The 16,274-nt window shown below is 37.2% G+C and carries 9 protein-coding genes; 4 read left to right on the forward strand and 5 right to left on the reverse strand.

The genetic code is table 11. The features are described from left to right. Positions 1–2,476: 2,476 nt before the first annotated feature. Complete coding sequence (locus tag DU428_RS04440) at positions 2,477–3,667, reverse strand: OmpA family protein (protein ID WP_113966191.1); 1,191 nt, start codon at positions 3,665–3,667, stop codon at positions 2,477–2,479. Positions 3,668–4,185: 518 nt separating this feature from the next. Between DU428_RS04440 and DU428_RS04445 the strand changes: the two genes are divergently transcribed. Together DU428_RS04445 and DU428_RS04450 are read left to right on the forward strand one after the other, a co-directional pair. Further along, complete coding sequence (locus DU428_RS04445) at positions 4,186–4,962, forward strand: polysaccharide biosynthesis/export family protein (RefSeq protein WP_113966192.1); 777 nt, start codon at positions 4,186–4,188, stop codon at positions 4,960–4,962. A 10-nt stretch (positions 4,963–4,972) separates the two neighbouring features. Continuing rightward, the gene (locus tag DU428_RS04450) at positions 4,973–7,324 is read left to right on the forward strand and encodes a GumC family protein (protein ID WP_113966193.1); all 2,352 of its coding nucleotides are present in this window, start codon (positions 4,973–4,975) and stop codon (positions 7,322–7,324) included. Positions 7,325–7,462: 138 nt separating this feature from the next. On the opposite strand, the gene DU428_RS04455 is transcribed toward DU428_RS04450, so the two are convergent. From DU428_RS04455 to DU428_RS04470, 4 genes are all read right to left on the reverse strand, one after another. Beyond that, a complete protein-coding gene (locus DU428_RS04455; protein WP_072350007.1) occupies positions 7,463–8,641 on the reverse strand; it encodes an acyl-CoA dehydrogenase family protein in 1,179 nt (392 codons plus the stop codon). A gap of 137 nt (positions 8,642–8,778) precedes the next feature. Continuing rightward, entirely contained in the window at positions 8,779–9,492 is a 714-nt protein-coding gene (locus tag DU428_RS04460; RefSeq protein ID WP_243633447.1) for a tRNA1(Val) (adenine(37)-N6)-methyltransferase, read from the reverse strand. A gap of 223 nt (positions 9,493–9,715) precedes the next feature. Further along, positions 9,716–10,243, reverse strand: coding sequence for a ribosome maturation factor RimM (gene rimM, locus DU428_RS04465; protein WP_113966295.1), 528 nt, complete (start codon positions 10,241–10,243; stop codon positions 9,716–9,718). Positions 10,244–10,382: 139 nt separating this feature from the next. Further along, positions 10,383–10,883 (reverse strand): 30S ribosomal protein S16, encoded by a 501-nt coding sequence (locus DU428_RS04470; protein WP_072350006.1) that lies wholly within the window; start codon positions 10,881–10,883, stop codon positions 10,383–10,385. Positions 10,884–11,020: 137 nt separating this feature from the next. Here DU428_RS04470 and DU428_RS04475 point away from each other — a divergent pair, with 137 nt between their 5' ends. Together DU428_RS04475 and dnaE are read left to right on the forward strand one after the other, a co-directional pair. Further along, on the forward strand, positions 11,021–11,698 hold the full coding sequence (locus DU428_RS04475) for a DUF6252 family protein (RefSeq protein ID WP_113966194.1): 678 nt from the start codon (positions 11,021–11,023) through the stop codon (positions 11,696–11,698). 176 nt (positions 11,699–11,874) lie between these two features. Further along, positions 11,875–16,257, forward strand: a complete 4,383-nt coding sequence (gene dnaE / locus DU428_RS04480) for a DNA polymerase III subunit alpha (protein ID WP_113966195.1) — start codon at positions 11,875–11,877, stop codon at positions 16,255–16,257. Positions 16,258–16,274: the final 17 nt, after the last annotated feature.

Genomic DNA, 16,274 nt, shown 5'->3' on the forward strand with positions numbered 1-16,274 from the left:
CTCCGTCTAGCCCTCCTTCGTCAAGCTATCCACCTCCCTTTGACTAAAGGAAGGAGCAACCAGCCAACAAACATTATAACAAAACAACATAGCTAATCGTATAGCAGCTCCCCTCTTTAGCTAAAGAGGGGAATGAATTTGCTGAAGCTCCGCGAAAGCAAAGAAAGGGGAGTTTGAAAGTAAAGTTCTAAGTGTATTAGTAAAGCTGTCATTACTGCTTACATCTAAAAAGTATTTCTCCCAATAATTATTCTTTATATTATAAATACCTCTTAGCATGCCCCGGCTTATTTTTCCTTTGCGTAGTAAAACAAATAAAAGCCGCAGCGGGGATGCGGAGGATGGCCTAGCGCAGCGTTTTGCCATCCGCATGATAAGGCTTTTGTGTAGTTTTCAAGCAAAGGAAAATCCGCCTAGATTTTTTTGGTTCGTTTTTTGATCAATGCAAAAAATGAATATTATTATAAACTTAAGATTCTTCCATTGTTACCTTCCTCTGCATGACATTTTCTTTTGAAAAAGCCTCTTAGTATGCCCCCGGCCTATCGAGGATTTATCGTAAAATTTGATATGCAGACACCGTAAAATTTTAGGCTGTTTGAGCTTGTTATAATATTCTATGAAGTTTAATTAACCTAGCGAGTTCCTAAAATTTAGGTGTCAAATGATAAATTTAGATAAAGCATCGTCAGCCTAGACTTTTTTGGTTACTTTTTTGGGCAATGCAAATCAAAGATTCACGAACACAACTTTAAATAAATAAAAAATAGTGAGTAAAAAAGTAATTATTCTTTATAGTTCCTGCTTCCATAGGAATGACAATCCTGTTTGTATTTAAGCAAAGACTAAAACGAAAAATTTCAAACCCTCCGTCTAGCTCTCCTTCGTCAAGCTATCCACCTCCCTTTGACTAAAGGAAGGAGCAACCAGCCAACAAACATTATAACAAAACAACATAGCTAATCGTATAGCAGCTCCCCTCTTTAGCTAAAGAGGGGAATGAATTTGCTGAAGCTCCGCGAAAGCAAAGAAAGGGGAGTTTGAAAGTAAAGTTCTAAGTGTATTAGTAAAGCTGTCATTACTGCTTACATCTAAAAAGTATTTCTCCCAATAATTATTCTTTATATTATAAATACCTCTTAGCATGCCCCGGCTTATTTTTCCTTTGCGTAGTAAAACAAATAAAAGCCGCAGCGGGGATGCGGAGGATGGCCTAGCGCAGCGTTTTGCCATCCGCATGATAAGGCTTTTGTGTAGTTTTCAAGTAAACGAAAATCCGCCTAGATTTTTTTTGGTTCGTTTTTTTCATCAATGGAAAAAAATGAACATTATCATTTATGAGATTCTTAGGTCGTTCTTCCCTCTGAAGGACAATAGTCTATGCATTGCACTTTGTCATTCCTGCGCAGGCAGGAATCCATTACAGCTTACATCTATAAAGTATTTTTACCAAAAAGTATCTTTGTAAAGAATAAGCTACTTAGTAGGCATCCGGCTTATTTTTCGTTTGCGTAGTAAAACAAATAAAAGCCGCAGTGGGGATGTGGAGGATGGCCTAGCGCAGCGTTTTGCCATCCGCATGATAAGGCTTTTGTGTAGTTTTCAAGCAAAGGAAAATCCGCCTAGATTTTTTTGGTTCGTTTTTTCATCGATGGAAAAAATGAACATTATAACTTATGAGATTCTTAGGTCGTTCTTCCCTCTGAAGGACAATAGTCTATGCATTGCACTTTGTCATTCCTGCGCAGGCAGGAATCCATTACTGCTTACATCTATAAAGTATTTTTACCAAAAAGTATCTTTGTAAAGAATAAGCTACTTAGTAGGCACCCGGCTTATTTTTCGTTTGCGTAGTAAAACAAATAAAAGCCGCAGCGGGGATGCGGAGGATGGCCTAGCGCAGCGTTTTGCCATCCGCATGATAAGGCTTTTGTGTAGTTTTCAAGTAAACGAAAATCCGCCTAGATTTTTTTTGGTTCGTTTTTTTCATCAATGGAAAAAAATGAACATTATCATTTATGAGATTCTTAGGTCGTTCTTCCCTCTGAAGGACAATAGTCTATGCATTGCACTTTGTCATTCCTGCGCAGGCAGGAATCCATTACAGCTTACATCTATAAAGTATTTTTACCAAAAAGTATCTTTGTAAAGAATAAGCTACTTAGTAGGCACCCGGCTTATTTTTCGTTTGCGTAGTAAAACAAATAAAAGCCGCAGCGGGGATGCGGAGGATGGCCTAGCGCAGCGTTTTGCCATCCGCATGATAAGGCTTTTGTGTAGTTTTCAAGTAAACGAAAATCCGCCTAGATTTTTTTTGGTTCGTTTTTTTCATCAATGGAAAAAAATGAACATTATCATTTATGAGATTCTTCAGTCGCTACTCTCCCTCTAAACAAAAAAATAAAGCAAAAAAAAACGGCCGACTATGAAGTCGACCGTTTTATATAAATTTAGTTATTGTTCAAATAACAATGTCTTATTTCAATTTAAAAGTAACACGACGAACTAACTGACGTGCATTTTTAGAACTCTTATCTACAGAATCATCAACACCACCACCTGTATAAGATAAACGGTCTGCAGAAACTCCAGCAGCTACAATGATATCGTATACTTTCTTAGCTCTCTTTTCAGATAAAGCTTTGTTGAAAGTTGTACTTCCAATCTCATCACTGTATCCAATTAATTCCGCTTGAGCAGATGGGTTTTCTTTCATGTATCTAACTAGGTAGTTAATAGCATCATAAGAATATGTTTCTGGTTCTGCTTTGCTAAACTTAAAGTACACGTTTACATAACCACTATTTAATAAGTTTCTAGCAGTTGCTCCAGCAGTACTACCGGCAGCTAATTGGTTATCAATATACTCTTTTGTAGATGCATCTACACCTTTGCTTGCTTCTTCTAAAGCTGCTACTTTTGTCTCCGTTTCTTTAACAATGGTGTTGGTAGCTTCTAAGCCTTTTTTAAGGTCATTTAGTTCGTCTTCTACCACTTGAATACGGTTGTCTAGTGTTACAAGATCTTCTAAGTAAACCGAAGTATCTGCCCAGTCAGCATGTTTTTTGTTTTTCCCTAAGTACACTTGAATACCTGCAGAAACGGTAATCATTCCAGCATTTAAGAACTCGTTAGATGGTGTTCCTGTTGTATCCCAAGTATAGTCTTGGTAGGCATTAGTATGGAAGCTAGCATCTGCAAATAAAGCAATACGGTCGCTTAAACGTAATTGCGGTGTTACCCCAGCAATAAGCGCTAAAGTCTTTTCTGAGCCATTACCATTTCCATTCATTGGGTTGATGATATGTACTCCTGCACCAGCGTGCCCTAATACATTAAAACGTTGTGTCCACTCTCTAAAACCTAAGATGTTCCCTAGGTTGGCAACCCCTTCTAGTTGTGCTCCGTAGTATTCTGTTTCAAAATAAGATCCTTTTAATTCTGTAAAGAAACCTCCTGCTTGTACACCAAACTTATTGTTAACCATGTAACGAGCAGTTAATTCTCCTCCTACAGATTCTGTTCCATCATTCGCTGAAGATGCAAATCCTTTTATTCCTTTGTTCATATTAGCACCTGCTTCTATAGACCAACGGTTATAGTCGTCCTGAGCAAAAAATGCTGTGGTAAATAATAAACTTAATGAAAGTAATGTAATTCTTTTCATGTTATATTCTGTTTTGATTTTAAAATTTAAAATTATTTTAAATGAAGTCGCAAAGTTACATAACTTTGCTTTAATTGTGAAAGATATACTAACTAATTATCTTACAAATTTATAATCCGAAAATTCCCTAATAGCTTAAGTATCAATAAGAGTCTCCTAAAAGGCTTTCTTTATTAGTTGTTATACCCATATGATATGTATTGAATTAGGGTTTGCTACTATCTAAGGGCTTAGGAAAATATACTTTTGCTATTAGATGCAATGTAAGAAACGCTATGTAAGAAATATATAAAAAAACTTTAAACAGCCAAAATATAAATGGTATTTTCTTTATATTCTAGTTTAAAATTCTAAAATCTTATTATTTTTGCAAACATATAAAGATGCTCGATAAATAGTGCGTGTTTTATATATCTATAAAAAGAGGAGCTATCATACAATCAGGAGATTAAGTATTAAACGGGGTTTAGTGCTTAATCTTCTATTGTGTAAAAACTACTTATAAAACAATATTGTATATGATTAAGAAACAAATAAAGAAGCTTGGTTTTCTTGCGCTTGTAGGATTACTTATTAGTAGTTGTACAAGCAATAGAGAAATATTGTATTTTCAAGATGGAGAAGCCTACAGCGAAACCGCTATAAATTATGAGGAAAATACCATTCAGCCAAACGATATTTTATCGGTAACTATTAGTGCTTCGGTTCCGGAAGCAGCCATTCCTTATAATGTTGGTGCTCCAAGTACTACAACAATTAATAATTTAGAAACACTGAAGTTACAAGGTTATTTAGTTGGTACAGATGGCTATATTTCTATTCCTGTTTTAGGGAAGGTTTTAGCCAAGCAAAAAACCATCAACGAATTACAAGATACCATTACAGAGCTCTTAGTAGAAGGAGGGCATCTATTAAATCCTGTGGTTATGGTACGATTATTGAATGCCAAAGTAACGGTGTTGGGAGAGGTTAGGCAATCAGGAACCTTCACTTTTACAGAGCAGTACTTAAGTGTACCACAGGCTTTAGGATATGCAGGGGATTTGACCATAAATGGACTTCGTGACGATGTATTGCTAATTCGTGAAATAGACGGTAAAAGAGTGATCAAACACCTAGATTTAACCACTGCAAATTGGATGGGGAATCCGGAATATATGGTAAAACCAAACGATGTTATTGTGGTACAGCCTAACCGTGCAAAAGTAAAAACAGCTGGTTATATTGGAAATGTAACCACCATTGTTTCTATTGCATCTCTGCTTTTAAGTGCCACTATTTTGTTAACTCGATAAGAAAACCTTTATGAATCATCAGATAGAAATAGATTCGGAAAACGAACACATAGATATTAAAGGAATATTATTCCGTTACTTAGCCTATTGGCCTTGGATACTAACCACTGTACTTATAGCCTTAGTACTTGCTTTTTACTATTTACGTTATACACCTAATAGTTATAATACTACTGCAAAAGTAAAGGTACTAACCGATAAGGAAGCTACAGATTTTGCTTTAGATTTAGATAAAATGCTTGGGAAAAGCAATGTGAATTTAGAAAACGAACGTGCCGTTCTTTCCTCTTACCGCCTTAATAAACAGGTGGTAGAACAATTGAATTTACAGGTGCAATATTTTCAAACTGGGCGTATCAAAGAATCCCAAGTATATCATACGCCTTTTAGGCTAAGCTATATGCCAGAGGTAGATAGTACCAAGGTTTCTTTAGAATATGAAATAACTATTAGAGATAGAGGTTATAGGTTGCGACATATAGAGACTGAAAAGACCTTAGAGGTGCCTAATTTTTATTTTGAAACCCCAACAGCAGCGTTTCCTTTTACGGTGGTACCAAGAGAACCTGGTACTATAGTGCCAGGAGAAAATCCTGTTTATACGGTACGAATAAAAAGTGAAGAACGTGCTACTCAAGACTTGCTAAAGGCTATTACTATTTCGCCAGACGGTAAAAACAGTGATATTCTAATCTTGAGTTTAGATGCTACGAATAAAGATCGTGCTCAGGATATTTTAAATACCTTGATAGAAGTATATACGGAGGATGGTATTTTAGATAGACAAGAAATATCAAAACGTACCATTGCTTTTATAGATGAGCGTTTTGCTTTTCTTTCTACAGAATTAGATTCTATAGAAGTGTCTAAAGGTGTATTTAAGCAAGATAATAATCTTAGTGTTTTTGAAGCAGATGCTGCTTCTGCCATTGAAAAACGAGCGGTTAAAGATGAGCAGTTGTTTGAAATGGAAACCCAGTTATTATTGGCAGGTGTATTAGAAGAAAGTATTGGAGATGCAGAGGACTTCCAGTTACTACCAGCAAATATTGGTTTAAATAGTGGGGCTATTAATAATCTAGTAAAAGATTATAATGAGGCTTTATTAGAGTATCAAAAATGGCGTGCCAGTGCTGGAGACAATAATCCGAAGGTGAAAATCTTAAAGCAAACCATAGTAGATTTAAATGCCAATATTGATAGTTCTATTAAAGGCTATAAAACCCAGTTAAATCAGTCTTTAAGAAAAAACCAACGTGCACAATCCCAGGCATTACAGTCTTTTAAGAAATTGCCAAAACAAGAGAAAATATTACGTAGTATCGAGCGTCAGCAATTATTAAAAGAAAACCTTTACTTACTTTTATTACAGAAACGAGAAGAGGCTGCTATCAAAATGGCTGTTACTTCAGCGAATGTAAAGGTGATTGACTATGCTATCACCAATGCAATACCGGTAGCACCTAAGCGAAAGATTATATATTTAGGGGCGCTACTAATAGGCTTGGTAGTACCTGTTGGTGTTTTATATCTTAAATTCTTAACGGATAATAAAATATATATTAGTAAAGATGTAGAGGCTATAAACCCGAAGACACCAATCTTAGTAGAGGTACCTAGTATCACCAATGCGAAAGAGGCGATGCATAATGCGGAACAAAACCCACAAACTAGAGAGGCTTTTAGGACTCTTGGGCATAATTTAAAATTTATGCTTGCAGAGGAAGTTATAGATGGGGGGAAAGTGGTTTGTATCACATCTTCTGTTAAAGGAGAAGGAAAAACAACGGTTTCCTTTAATCTAGCACAAACCTATTTCGAGTTAAATAAAAAGGTATTATTGGTTGGAGCAGATTTAAGAAATCCGCAATTACACCCTTATATTAATGAGTCTAGAGATACGCCTGGTTTGTCTAATTATTTGGTAGACGAAGATCTGCATTGGCAAGATTTATTATTTCACGTGGATAAGGGAACGAATCGATTTGATATTTTGCTTTCTGGAGAAATACCACCAATGCCAAGCGTCTTATTATCTAGTCAGCGATTTAAAGACTTTATACAGGAAGCTAGAAAACATTATGACTATGTGTTAATTGATTCTGCTCCAACCTTATTGGTGGCAGACACCCTAACTTTTGTGCATGAAACAGATTTCACCGTCTATGTAGTGCGTTCTGGAAAAACAGAAAAACAGTTAATAGAGTTTTCTAAGAAGATGATAGAGGAGAAGAAGATGAATCAAATGGCTTATGTAATTAACGATATGCAGTATAATGGTATCAATGGTTATAATTATGGCTATGGTTACGGCTACCATGCAGATATGAAGCAGAAGGCTTGGTATCAATTCTGGAAATAATAAACAAGTAAAAAATGGAAATAGGATTTTAAGATTCCTATGATGAAATAGTAGAAGTAGCAATGCTTCCAGTATTTAATAAAAACAAAAAGCGCATCTAATCTAGATGCGCTTTTGTTATTTATCATGTTTGCTTTCTTATTTAAAAGCGTTTAATCCTGTAATATCTAATCCAGTAATTAGTAAGTGGATATCGTGGGTTCCTTCGTAAGTAATCACACTTTCTAGGTTCATAGAGTGGCGCATGATGCTATACTCTCCTGTAATACCCATTCCTCCTAGCATCTGTCTTGCTTCACGTGCAATTTTAATTGCCATATCTACATTGTTTCGTTTCGCCATAGAAATTTGTGCAGAGGTAGCAGTTCCGTTTTCACGCATTACTCCTAAACGCCAAGCTAATAGTTGTGCTTTGGTGATTTCGGTAATCATTTCTGCTAATTTCTTTTGTTGTAATTGAAACTGACCAATTGGTTTTCCAAATTGCATACGTTCTTTACTATAACGTAAAGCGGTGTCATAGCAATCCATTGCCGCACCAATTGCTCCCCAAGCAATACCAAAACGCGCAGAGTCTAAGCATCCTAATGGTGCTCCCAAACCAGATTTGTTTGGTAGTAAGTTTTCTTTTGGAACTTTTACATTATCAAAAATTAATTCTCCGGTTGCACTCGCACGTAAAGACCATTTGTTATGGGTTTCTGGTGTAGAGAAACCTTCCATACCACGTTCTACGATAAGTCCGTGGATTCTTCCTTCTTCATTCTTAGCCCATACGACAGCAATCTGACAGAAAGGTGCATTAGAAATCCACATTTTAGCACCGTTTAATAGATAGTGGTCTCCCATATCTTTAAAGTTGGTAACCATACCTCCTGGATTCGAACCGTGGTCTGGTTCCGTTAATCCGAAAGAACCAATCCATTCTCCAGAAGCTAATTTTGGTAAGTATTTTTTACGTTGTTCTTCGTTACCATATTTCCAAATTGGATACATCACTAAAGAAGATTGTACCGACGCCGTACTACGCACTCCAGAGTCTCCTCTTTCAATCTCTTGCATGATCAGTCCGTAAGAGATTTGGTCTAAACCAGCTCCACCATACTCTTCCGGAATATATGGTCCGAAAGCACCAATTTCAGCTAAACCCCCAATAATAGATTTTGGAAATTCTGCCTTCTGTGCAGCTTCTTCAATAATTGGGGAAACATCGCGTTTTACCCATTCTCTTGCAGCATCACGTACTAATTTATGTTCGTCTGTAAGTAATTCGTCTAAATTATAATAATCTGGTGCTTCAAATAAATCTGGTTTCATTTGTGTCTTTTTTAGGTTGATTCGTTTTTCAGAGGTACTTCACATAAAGCGCTTTACATCCGATAGTTTATTGCATTTTATATATTCTATGATAGCCATAGAAGAGCAAATTTAACGAAAAGCTTTGCAGATAGCAATTACATTTTCAAATAAAAATCTTTTGTAAGGGCGATATAATCTTCCGTGTATTCGTGCCTTGCGGTTTCAATGATTAATTCGGAAGTGCTTATTTCCGTTTTACGGAAAGAAAAGGTCATCAGGCTTCTTTTTATTTCGGAAGTTGGATTCCCTCTTACCTGAAGTATTTGATTAGGAAATAATCCTACTTGGGAAGCTAATGCAATAAATTTTTCGCTTTCAGAATAAGGAAGCACTACCGAAAACACACCATCTTCTTCCAATAGTACCGAAACAGCTTGTAGTAAATGTTCAAAAGGCATGGCATCTTGAAATCTAGCTAGATCTCTGTTACTATCCTTAGTCTTATAATCTTCAGAATAAAAAGGTGGATTAGAAATAATCAGATCGTATTTGTCTTCTATTTCTTCTGCAAACTCCATTAAAGAAGCATGGTAGCAGAAAAGCCTATCTCCCCAAGGAGATTGCTCAAAATTATCCACACACTGTTCGTAGGCCTTCTCATCAATTTCCAAAGCGTCTATGAGTTCTGCATTGCTTCGTTGCGCAAGCATCAGGGATAAAATTCCCGTTCCAGCACCTATATCTAAAACACTATATGGGTTGCGCTCTAGAGGTGTCCAAGCACCAAGCAAGACCCCATCCGTGCCTATTTTCATAGCACACTGATCTTGATTTACACTAAACTCTTTAAACTGAAATGGCTTCTTCACAAATGATATTTTTTTAATAAACAGTCTGTTTTAAGTGGTCTAAATTAAATGGTCTACATCAAGTATCCCCACATCTATACAATAAACACCCAAACGCCTCAACAACAAATAACTCCACAACTAAGCAACAAACCACCCACTATTTACTAACAACAAACAACTAAAACCTAAAACCTACTCCCTAATCCCTAATCCCTAATCCCTATTACCTAATCCCTAATCCCTACTCCACATACAAATCTATCAAGCCCTCCGGCGTATCCACCAAAATAGTCTTATTCTCTTTGTCTACTTTCTTAATAAAATGATCGTTGATAGGAATTAATATTTCCGTCCCATCTCTATCAATTTCAAATAGCGCCTGGGCAGTGGTATCGTTTACTCCGGTGATTTCTCCAACTTCTCCAAAGTTTTCATCTATAACGCTAAAGCCAATGATTTCGTGAAAATAGAATTTATCGTCTGCTAGCTTCGGTAAAAAGGAAAGTGGTAAGTATAAATCGCTTTTCAAGAGGGCATCGGCATCTTCCTCTGTCACTACATCTTCAAATTGAATACGTAATAACTCCGATTTATGTAATTGTGCGTGCTCGATAAAGAAGGGAACCAGGTTTCCTTTTAAGTCGATAAACACCGATTCTAATCCGTCATATAATTCCGGTTCATCGGTATCTAATTTTGCTAGTACTTCTCCTTTAAAACTGTATTTCTTTACAATTTTCCCTAGAAAAAAACATTCTTCTTTTTTCATAAAAACAACTTTTAGTTCCATTTAGGAACGGGTATTTGGTTTGTTTAGATTTGCTGCTAACAGGATACTAGTTCGTGCTAGGAAACAAAAAACTCCAACACAAATGTATTGGAGTTTAAAAGTATAAAAAAATAATTTTCTATTCTTCTTCGTTTGATGCTTCTGCTTCATCAGCAGGTGCCTCTTCTACAACTGGAGCTTGCGCTGCAATTCTAGCTTCGTTAGCTGCTTTTTCTGCTTCTAGCGCTTTTGCTCTCGCTTCCGCTTCTGCTTTAGATAAACCTTCTTTCTTCGCTTCAATTTTAGCTGCTTTTTCTTCTAACCAAGCAGTGAATTTAGCTTCTGCTTGCTCTTCTGTTAAAGCACCTTTAGCAACTCCTCCTTTTAAGTGTTTCTTTAAAAGAACCCCTTTGTAAGATAAAATAGCCTTAGCGGTATCTGTTGGTTGAGCACCATTTTCTAACCATTGTACAGCGCTATCTACATTAATGTCGATAGTAGCAGGGTTAGTAGTTGGGCTGTAAACTCCTAGTTTTTCTAAGAATTTACCATCTCTTTTTGCGCGTGAATCCGCAGCAACAATCCAGTAAAAAGGTTTTCCTTTTTTACCGTGTCTTTGTAATCTAATTTTTACAGGCATAATAATTAATTCATTAGAGGTTCTCGACCTCTGGTTGTTAATAAGGGTGCAAAGATACTATAAATTTTTTATTTACATCTTTAATTATTACTCATTTTTTTATATTACTTTTAGGGGCTAAAAGGAAATAAAAAGGCATGAAAAAGTTATTAGTTTTATTAGTTTCAGTAGTATTTGTAGTGAGTTGTGGGGACGAATTAGAGTCCAATACCCCAGCTTTTCAAGGAGATAAAGATGGTTCTTTATGGAAAGGAGACTACTATAGTGCAGCAATGGACGCTAATGGAAATTTAGTGGTTACTGGTGGAAAAGGAGGAGAAACGGTGGTGTTAACCATTGCTTCTACCAATGTAGGAAGCTACTCCTTAGGAGACGGAAGTGCTAGTGAAGCTGCTTTTAATAATGTAGCAGAACTACATTTTTCTACATATAATGATCCGGATCCTGCATTGCAATTATACCCTGCTGACGGAGAAATTACTATAGAGGAATTTAACTTATCTAATAGAACAGTAACGGGTTCTTTTTGGTTTAATGCTTTTACCGATAGCGGCATGCAAACGGTTAATTATAGCAAAGGCGTTTTTTATCAAATCCCTGTTTCAGGAACGGTAGACTCTAATATCATTTCTTGTGATGATGCTGTTGCTGCAAGTGTAACAGCGCAAGCTGCTTATGAGGCTGCTACTACGGGTGATGCGAATTATAGCGAACTTTGTAATGCTTATAAGGCTGCTTTAGAAGCGCAAATAGTAAGCTGTGGAGATGCTAATGGCGTATTACAAGGACTTATAGACGGATTAAGCTGCGAATAAAAAAGCACTATTTTTATACACTAGTTTATAGTGTACTAGATATTGAAATACATACAAAACCAGAGAAGGAAACTTCTCTGGTTTTTTGTCTTTAATATATTATCTATCCTTTAACTTTTTAAGAGCATATTTTTTCTTAATTTTAACGCTCTCATTTATTCTCAAGAAAACATTCTATGTACTTAATTTTTGATACTGAAACTACCGGTTTACCAAAGCGTTGGGATGCACCAATTACGGATACAGATAATTGGCCTCGATGTATACAAATAGCATGGCAACTGCACGATGCTATGGGAAACTGTATCGAGCATCAAGATTATTTGGTGAAGCCAGAGGGTTTTAATATTCCTTATGATGCGGAGAAAATTCATGGTATTTCTACCGAGCTTGCTCAAGAGCAGGGAGTGACCCTAGAGGAAGTTTTAGAGAAGTTCAATATCGCTTTAAGTAAAGCGAAATTTGTAGTGGGTCAGAATGTAAAGTTTGACCTGAATATTATGGGAGCAGAATTTGTGCGTAAGGATGTGGCAAACCCCTTACAGGAGCTTCCGGTTTTAGATACCTGTACGGAAGATACGGCAAACCTATGTCAGATTCCTGGAGGTAGATACGGAAAGTTTAAGCTGCCGACTTTAACGGAGTTACATCAGTTTTTATTTGATGCTCCCTTTGCGGAAGCGCATAATGCAACTGCCGATGTGGAAGCAACGACGCGTTGTTTTTTAGAGTTGATTAGAAGAGAGCAGTACACCGTAGAACAATTAGATGTACAGCCAGATTATTTTCAGAAATTCTCACAGGCGAATCCGCAACCTATTCAGCTAATAGGTTTAAAACATATCAACCTAAAGCGGGAAAGTGCTAAGATTAACGAACGCTTACAAAAGGCGCAGGCTTCCGATTTATCTACCAGTGAGATAAAGGAGAATATTGAAAGTCTAGAGGCAGTAGAATTTGCACACCTGCATAACCATTCGCAGTTCTCAGTATTACAATCCACTATTAGTATTCCGGACTTGGTAGCTGCAGCAGCAGAACACAATATGCCCGCCGTTGCACTTACAGACCATGCGAATATGATGGGAGCTTTTCACTTTGTAAAAGCAGTAAGTAATCATAATAAAGGAGTGCAGGCCAAAAATGCCGAAGCGATTGAAAGAGGGGAAACTCCTAAATTAAAAGAAATAAAACCGATTGTTGGTTGTGAGTTTTTTGTTTGTGAAGACCATACAGATAAAACCCGTAAGGATAACGGCTATCAAATAGTATTAATTGCAAAGAATAAAAAGGGCTACCATAACCTAGCGAAACTTTCTTCGCATGCCTTTGTAGATGGTTTTTATTACCTACCAAGAATTGATAAAAAACTTATAGAACAATATAAAGAAGACCTAATCTGTTTAACCGGAAACCTGTACGGGGAAGTACCTAGTAAGGTGTTAAACGTGGGAGAAAACCAAGCCGAAGAAGCACTTTTATGGTGGAAAGAACAGTTTGGTGATGACTTGTATATCGAAATCATGCGTCATAACCAGGAGGATGAAAATCGTGTAAACCCAGTACTAATAGAGTTTTCTAAAAAGCATAATGTCAAGTTAGTTGCAACCAATAATACTTACTATTGTAAACAGGAAGATGCCAATGCTCACGATATTTTACTTTGTGTAAAAGATGGGGAGAAACAGGCGACTCCAATAGGTAGAGGGCGTGGCTATAGATACGGTTTACCCAACCAAGAGTATTATTTCAAGTCTTCGGAAGAGATGAAAAACCTTTTTAAGGATGTTCCGGAAGCGATTATAAATATTCAAGAGGTAGTAGATAAGATTGAAGCCTTTGTATTGGCTCGTGATGTTTTATTACCAGCCTTCGATATTCCGGAGGAGTTTAAGGATGCAGCGGATTTAGCAGATAATGGTAAACGAGGGGAGAATAAATTTCTTCGTCATTTAACTTATGAAGGAGCTAAAGAACGCTATGGTGAACTAACGGAAGAAATTACAGAAAGACTAGACTTCGAATTAGGGGTGATTGAAAATACGGGCTATCCTGGGTATTTCTTAATTGTGGAGGACTTTATTCGCGAGGCAAGAAATATGGACGTTTCGGTAGGTCCAGGTCGTGGATCGGCTGCAGGTTCGGTGGTAGCCTATTGTTTGAAGATTACCAATATCGACCCGATGAAGTACAACCTGCTTTTTGAGCGTTTCTTAAATCCGGATCGTGTGAGTATGCCAGATATCGATATCGATTTTGATGATGAAGGTCGTGGTCGCGTAATGGAATACGTAATCAATAAGTACGGAAGCAACCAGGTAGCGCAGATTATTACCTACGGAACCATGGCAGCAAAATCTTCTATTCGAGATACTGCCCGAGTTCTAGATTTACCATTATTCGACGCCGATAGAATTGCCAAGTTGATTCCTACCATGTCTAAGTTAGGAAAGATCTTTGGTGCCGATGAGAAGAAGCTGAAAGGCATGTTCCGTGCGGAAGATTTAGAGAAAGTAAATGAGCTTTTAAATATTTCGGAAGGAGAAGATTTGCAAGCGGAAACCGTAAACCTAGCTAGAACCTTAGAGGGTTCGGTTCGTAATACCGGTATACATGCCTGTGGGGTGATTATTACTCCAGATGATATTACCAAGTTCGTTCCGGTTTCTACCGCAAAAGATTCCGATTTATATGTAACGCAGTTTGATAACTCCGTTGTGGAGGATGCTGGGCTGCTTAAAATGGACTTCTTAGGATTAAAAACACTTACCCTAATTAAGGATACCGTTAAAATCGTTAAGGCGAAACACGATATTTTATTAGATCCAGATAGCTTTCCGTTGGATGACGAGAAAACTTATGAGCTTTTCCAAAGAGGAGAAACGGTTGGAGTGTTCCAATACGAATCTCCTGGAATGCAGAAACACTTAAAGGAATTAAAGCCTACGGTGTTTGAAGATTTAATTGCGATGAACGCCTTGTATCGTCCGGGACCTATGGAATACATTCCGAGTTTTACCAGACGTAAGCACGGGGAGGAAGAAATTGAATATGACCTTCCTGCCATGGAGGAATATTTAAAAGAAACCTACGGTATTACGGTTTACCAAGAGCAGGTGATGTTGCTGTCGCAAAAGTTAGCCGATTTTACCAAGGGTGAAGCCGATGTACTTCGTAAAGCGATGGGTAAAAAGCAAATTGCCGTGCTGGATAAAATGAAACCGAAATTTATTGAACAGGCTGCAGCGAACGGACATGACGAAAAGAAACTAGAGAAAATTTGGAAAGACTGGGAAGCATTTGCTAGTTATGCCTTCAATAAATCCCACTCTACTTGTTATGCGTGGATTGCCTACCAAACAGCTTATTTAAAAGCACATTACCCTGCAGAATATATGGCAGCAGTGCTTTCTAATAATATGAACGATATCAAATCGGTTACCTTCTTTATGGAAGAATGTAAGCGTATGCGATTAGATGTACTTGGCCCAGATGTAAATGAAAGTTTCTATAAATTCTCTGTAAACCAAGACAACGCCGTTCGTTTCGGAATGGGAGCTATCAAAGGAGTTGGGCAAGGAGCAGTAAGAACTATTGTTGAAAACAGAAAAGACGGTCCGTATAAGTCTATTTTCGACTTAGCAAAACGCATCGATTTACGTGCTGCAAATAAAAAAGCATTTGAAAACCTAGCACTTGCTGGAGGTTTCGATTGCTTCGCAGATACGCATAGAGCGCAGTATTTTCATGATGAGGGAGATGGCATTACTTTCTTAGAGAAAGCAGTAAAATACGGAGCAAAACACCAAGAGAATGAAAACTCCGCCCAAGTAAGTCTGTTTGGTGCAGCTAGTGATGTACAAATTGAAGAGCCGGTTGTTCCTCCTTGTGAAGAATGGGGAACCATGGAGAAACTAGCGCAAGAGCGAGAAGTAGTTGGTATTTATATTTCTGGTCACCCGCTAGATGATTTTAAAACAGAAATGAAAACTTTCTGTAATGCAAACTTGGCACTGTTTAACGATCTGGAAAAATATGTAAATAGAGAGCTTACCTTCGGTGGTGTGGTAACCGATGTGCAGCACCGAGTTAGTAAACAAGGAAAAGGTTGGGCGCTTTTTACCATGGAAGACTATACCGATAGTTTCGAGTTTAGAATTTTTGGGGAAGAGTATTTGAAGTTCCGACACTTCTTGATGAAAAATAACTTTGTATATGTAAAGGTGTTTATTCGTGAAGGTTGGGTGAATAAGGATACCGGTAAAAAATCCGATCCTAGAATGCAGTTTAATAGTTTCCAATTGCTACATGATGTGATGGAAACCTATGCGAAAAAGATTTCTATTCAACTAAATATTAGAGATATTGAAGAAAATACCATTCGTTCCTTAAAAGAACTTTTCAATATGCATCCAGGAAATCAGGCATTAAATTTTGTGGTGTATGATAATGCGGAACAGATAAAACTACAAATGATTAGTAGAAAACAAAAGGTGCGAGTAAGTCAGGAACTCTTAAATGAATTAGAAGCACAGCAGGTTTATTATAAACTGAACTAGCTTAATAAAGTATCTAT

The sequence above is a fragment of the Oceanihabitans sediminis genome (assembly GCF_003337215.1).
GTDB lineage: Bacteria > Bacteroidota > Bacteroidia > Flavobacteriales > Flavobacteriaceae > Oceanihabitans > Oceanihabitans sediminis.

What these genes read in the sequence shown, in the direction of transcription:
- DU428_RS04440 (WP_113966191.1), bottom strand. Translation starts at nt 3,667, where the DNA reads ATGAAAAGAATTACATTACTTTCATTAAGTTTATTATTTACCACAGCA.
- DU428_RS04445 (WP_113966192.1), top strand. Translation starts at nt 4,186, where the DNA reads ATGATTAAGAAACAAATAAAGAAGCTTGGTTTTCTTGCGCTTGTAGGA.
- DU428_RS04450 (WP_113966193.1), top strand. Translation starts at nt 4,973, where the DNA reads ATGAATCATCAGATAGAAATAGATTCGGAAAACGAACACATAGATATT.
- DU428_RS04455 (WP_072350007.1), bottom strand. Translation starts at nt 8,641, where the DNA reads ATGAAACCAGATTTATTTGAAGCACCAGATTATTATAATTTAGACGAA.
- rimM (WP_113966295.1), bottom strand. Translation starts at nt 10,243, where the DNA reads ATGAAAAAAGAAGAATGTTTTTTTCTAGGGAAAATTGTAAAGAAATAC.
- DU428_RS04470 (WP_072350006.1), bottom strand. Translation starts at nt 10,883, where the DNA reads ATGCCTGTAAAAATTAGATTACAAAGACACGGTAAAAAAGGAAAACCT.
- DU428_RS04475 (WP_113966194.1), top strand. Translation starts at nt 11,021, where the DNA reads ATGAAAAAGTTATTAGTTTTATTAGTTTCAGTAGTATTTGTAGTGAGT.
- dnaE (WP_113966195.1), top strand. Translation starts at nt 11,875, where the DNA reads ATGTACTTAATTTTTGATACTGAAACTACCGGTTTACCAAAGCGTTGG.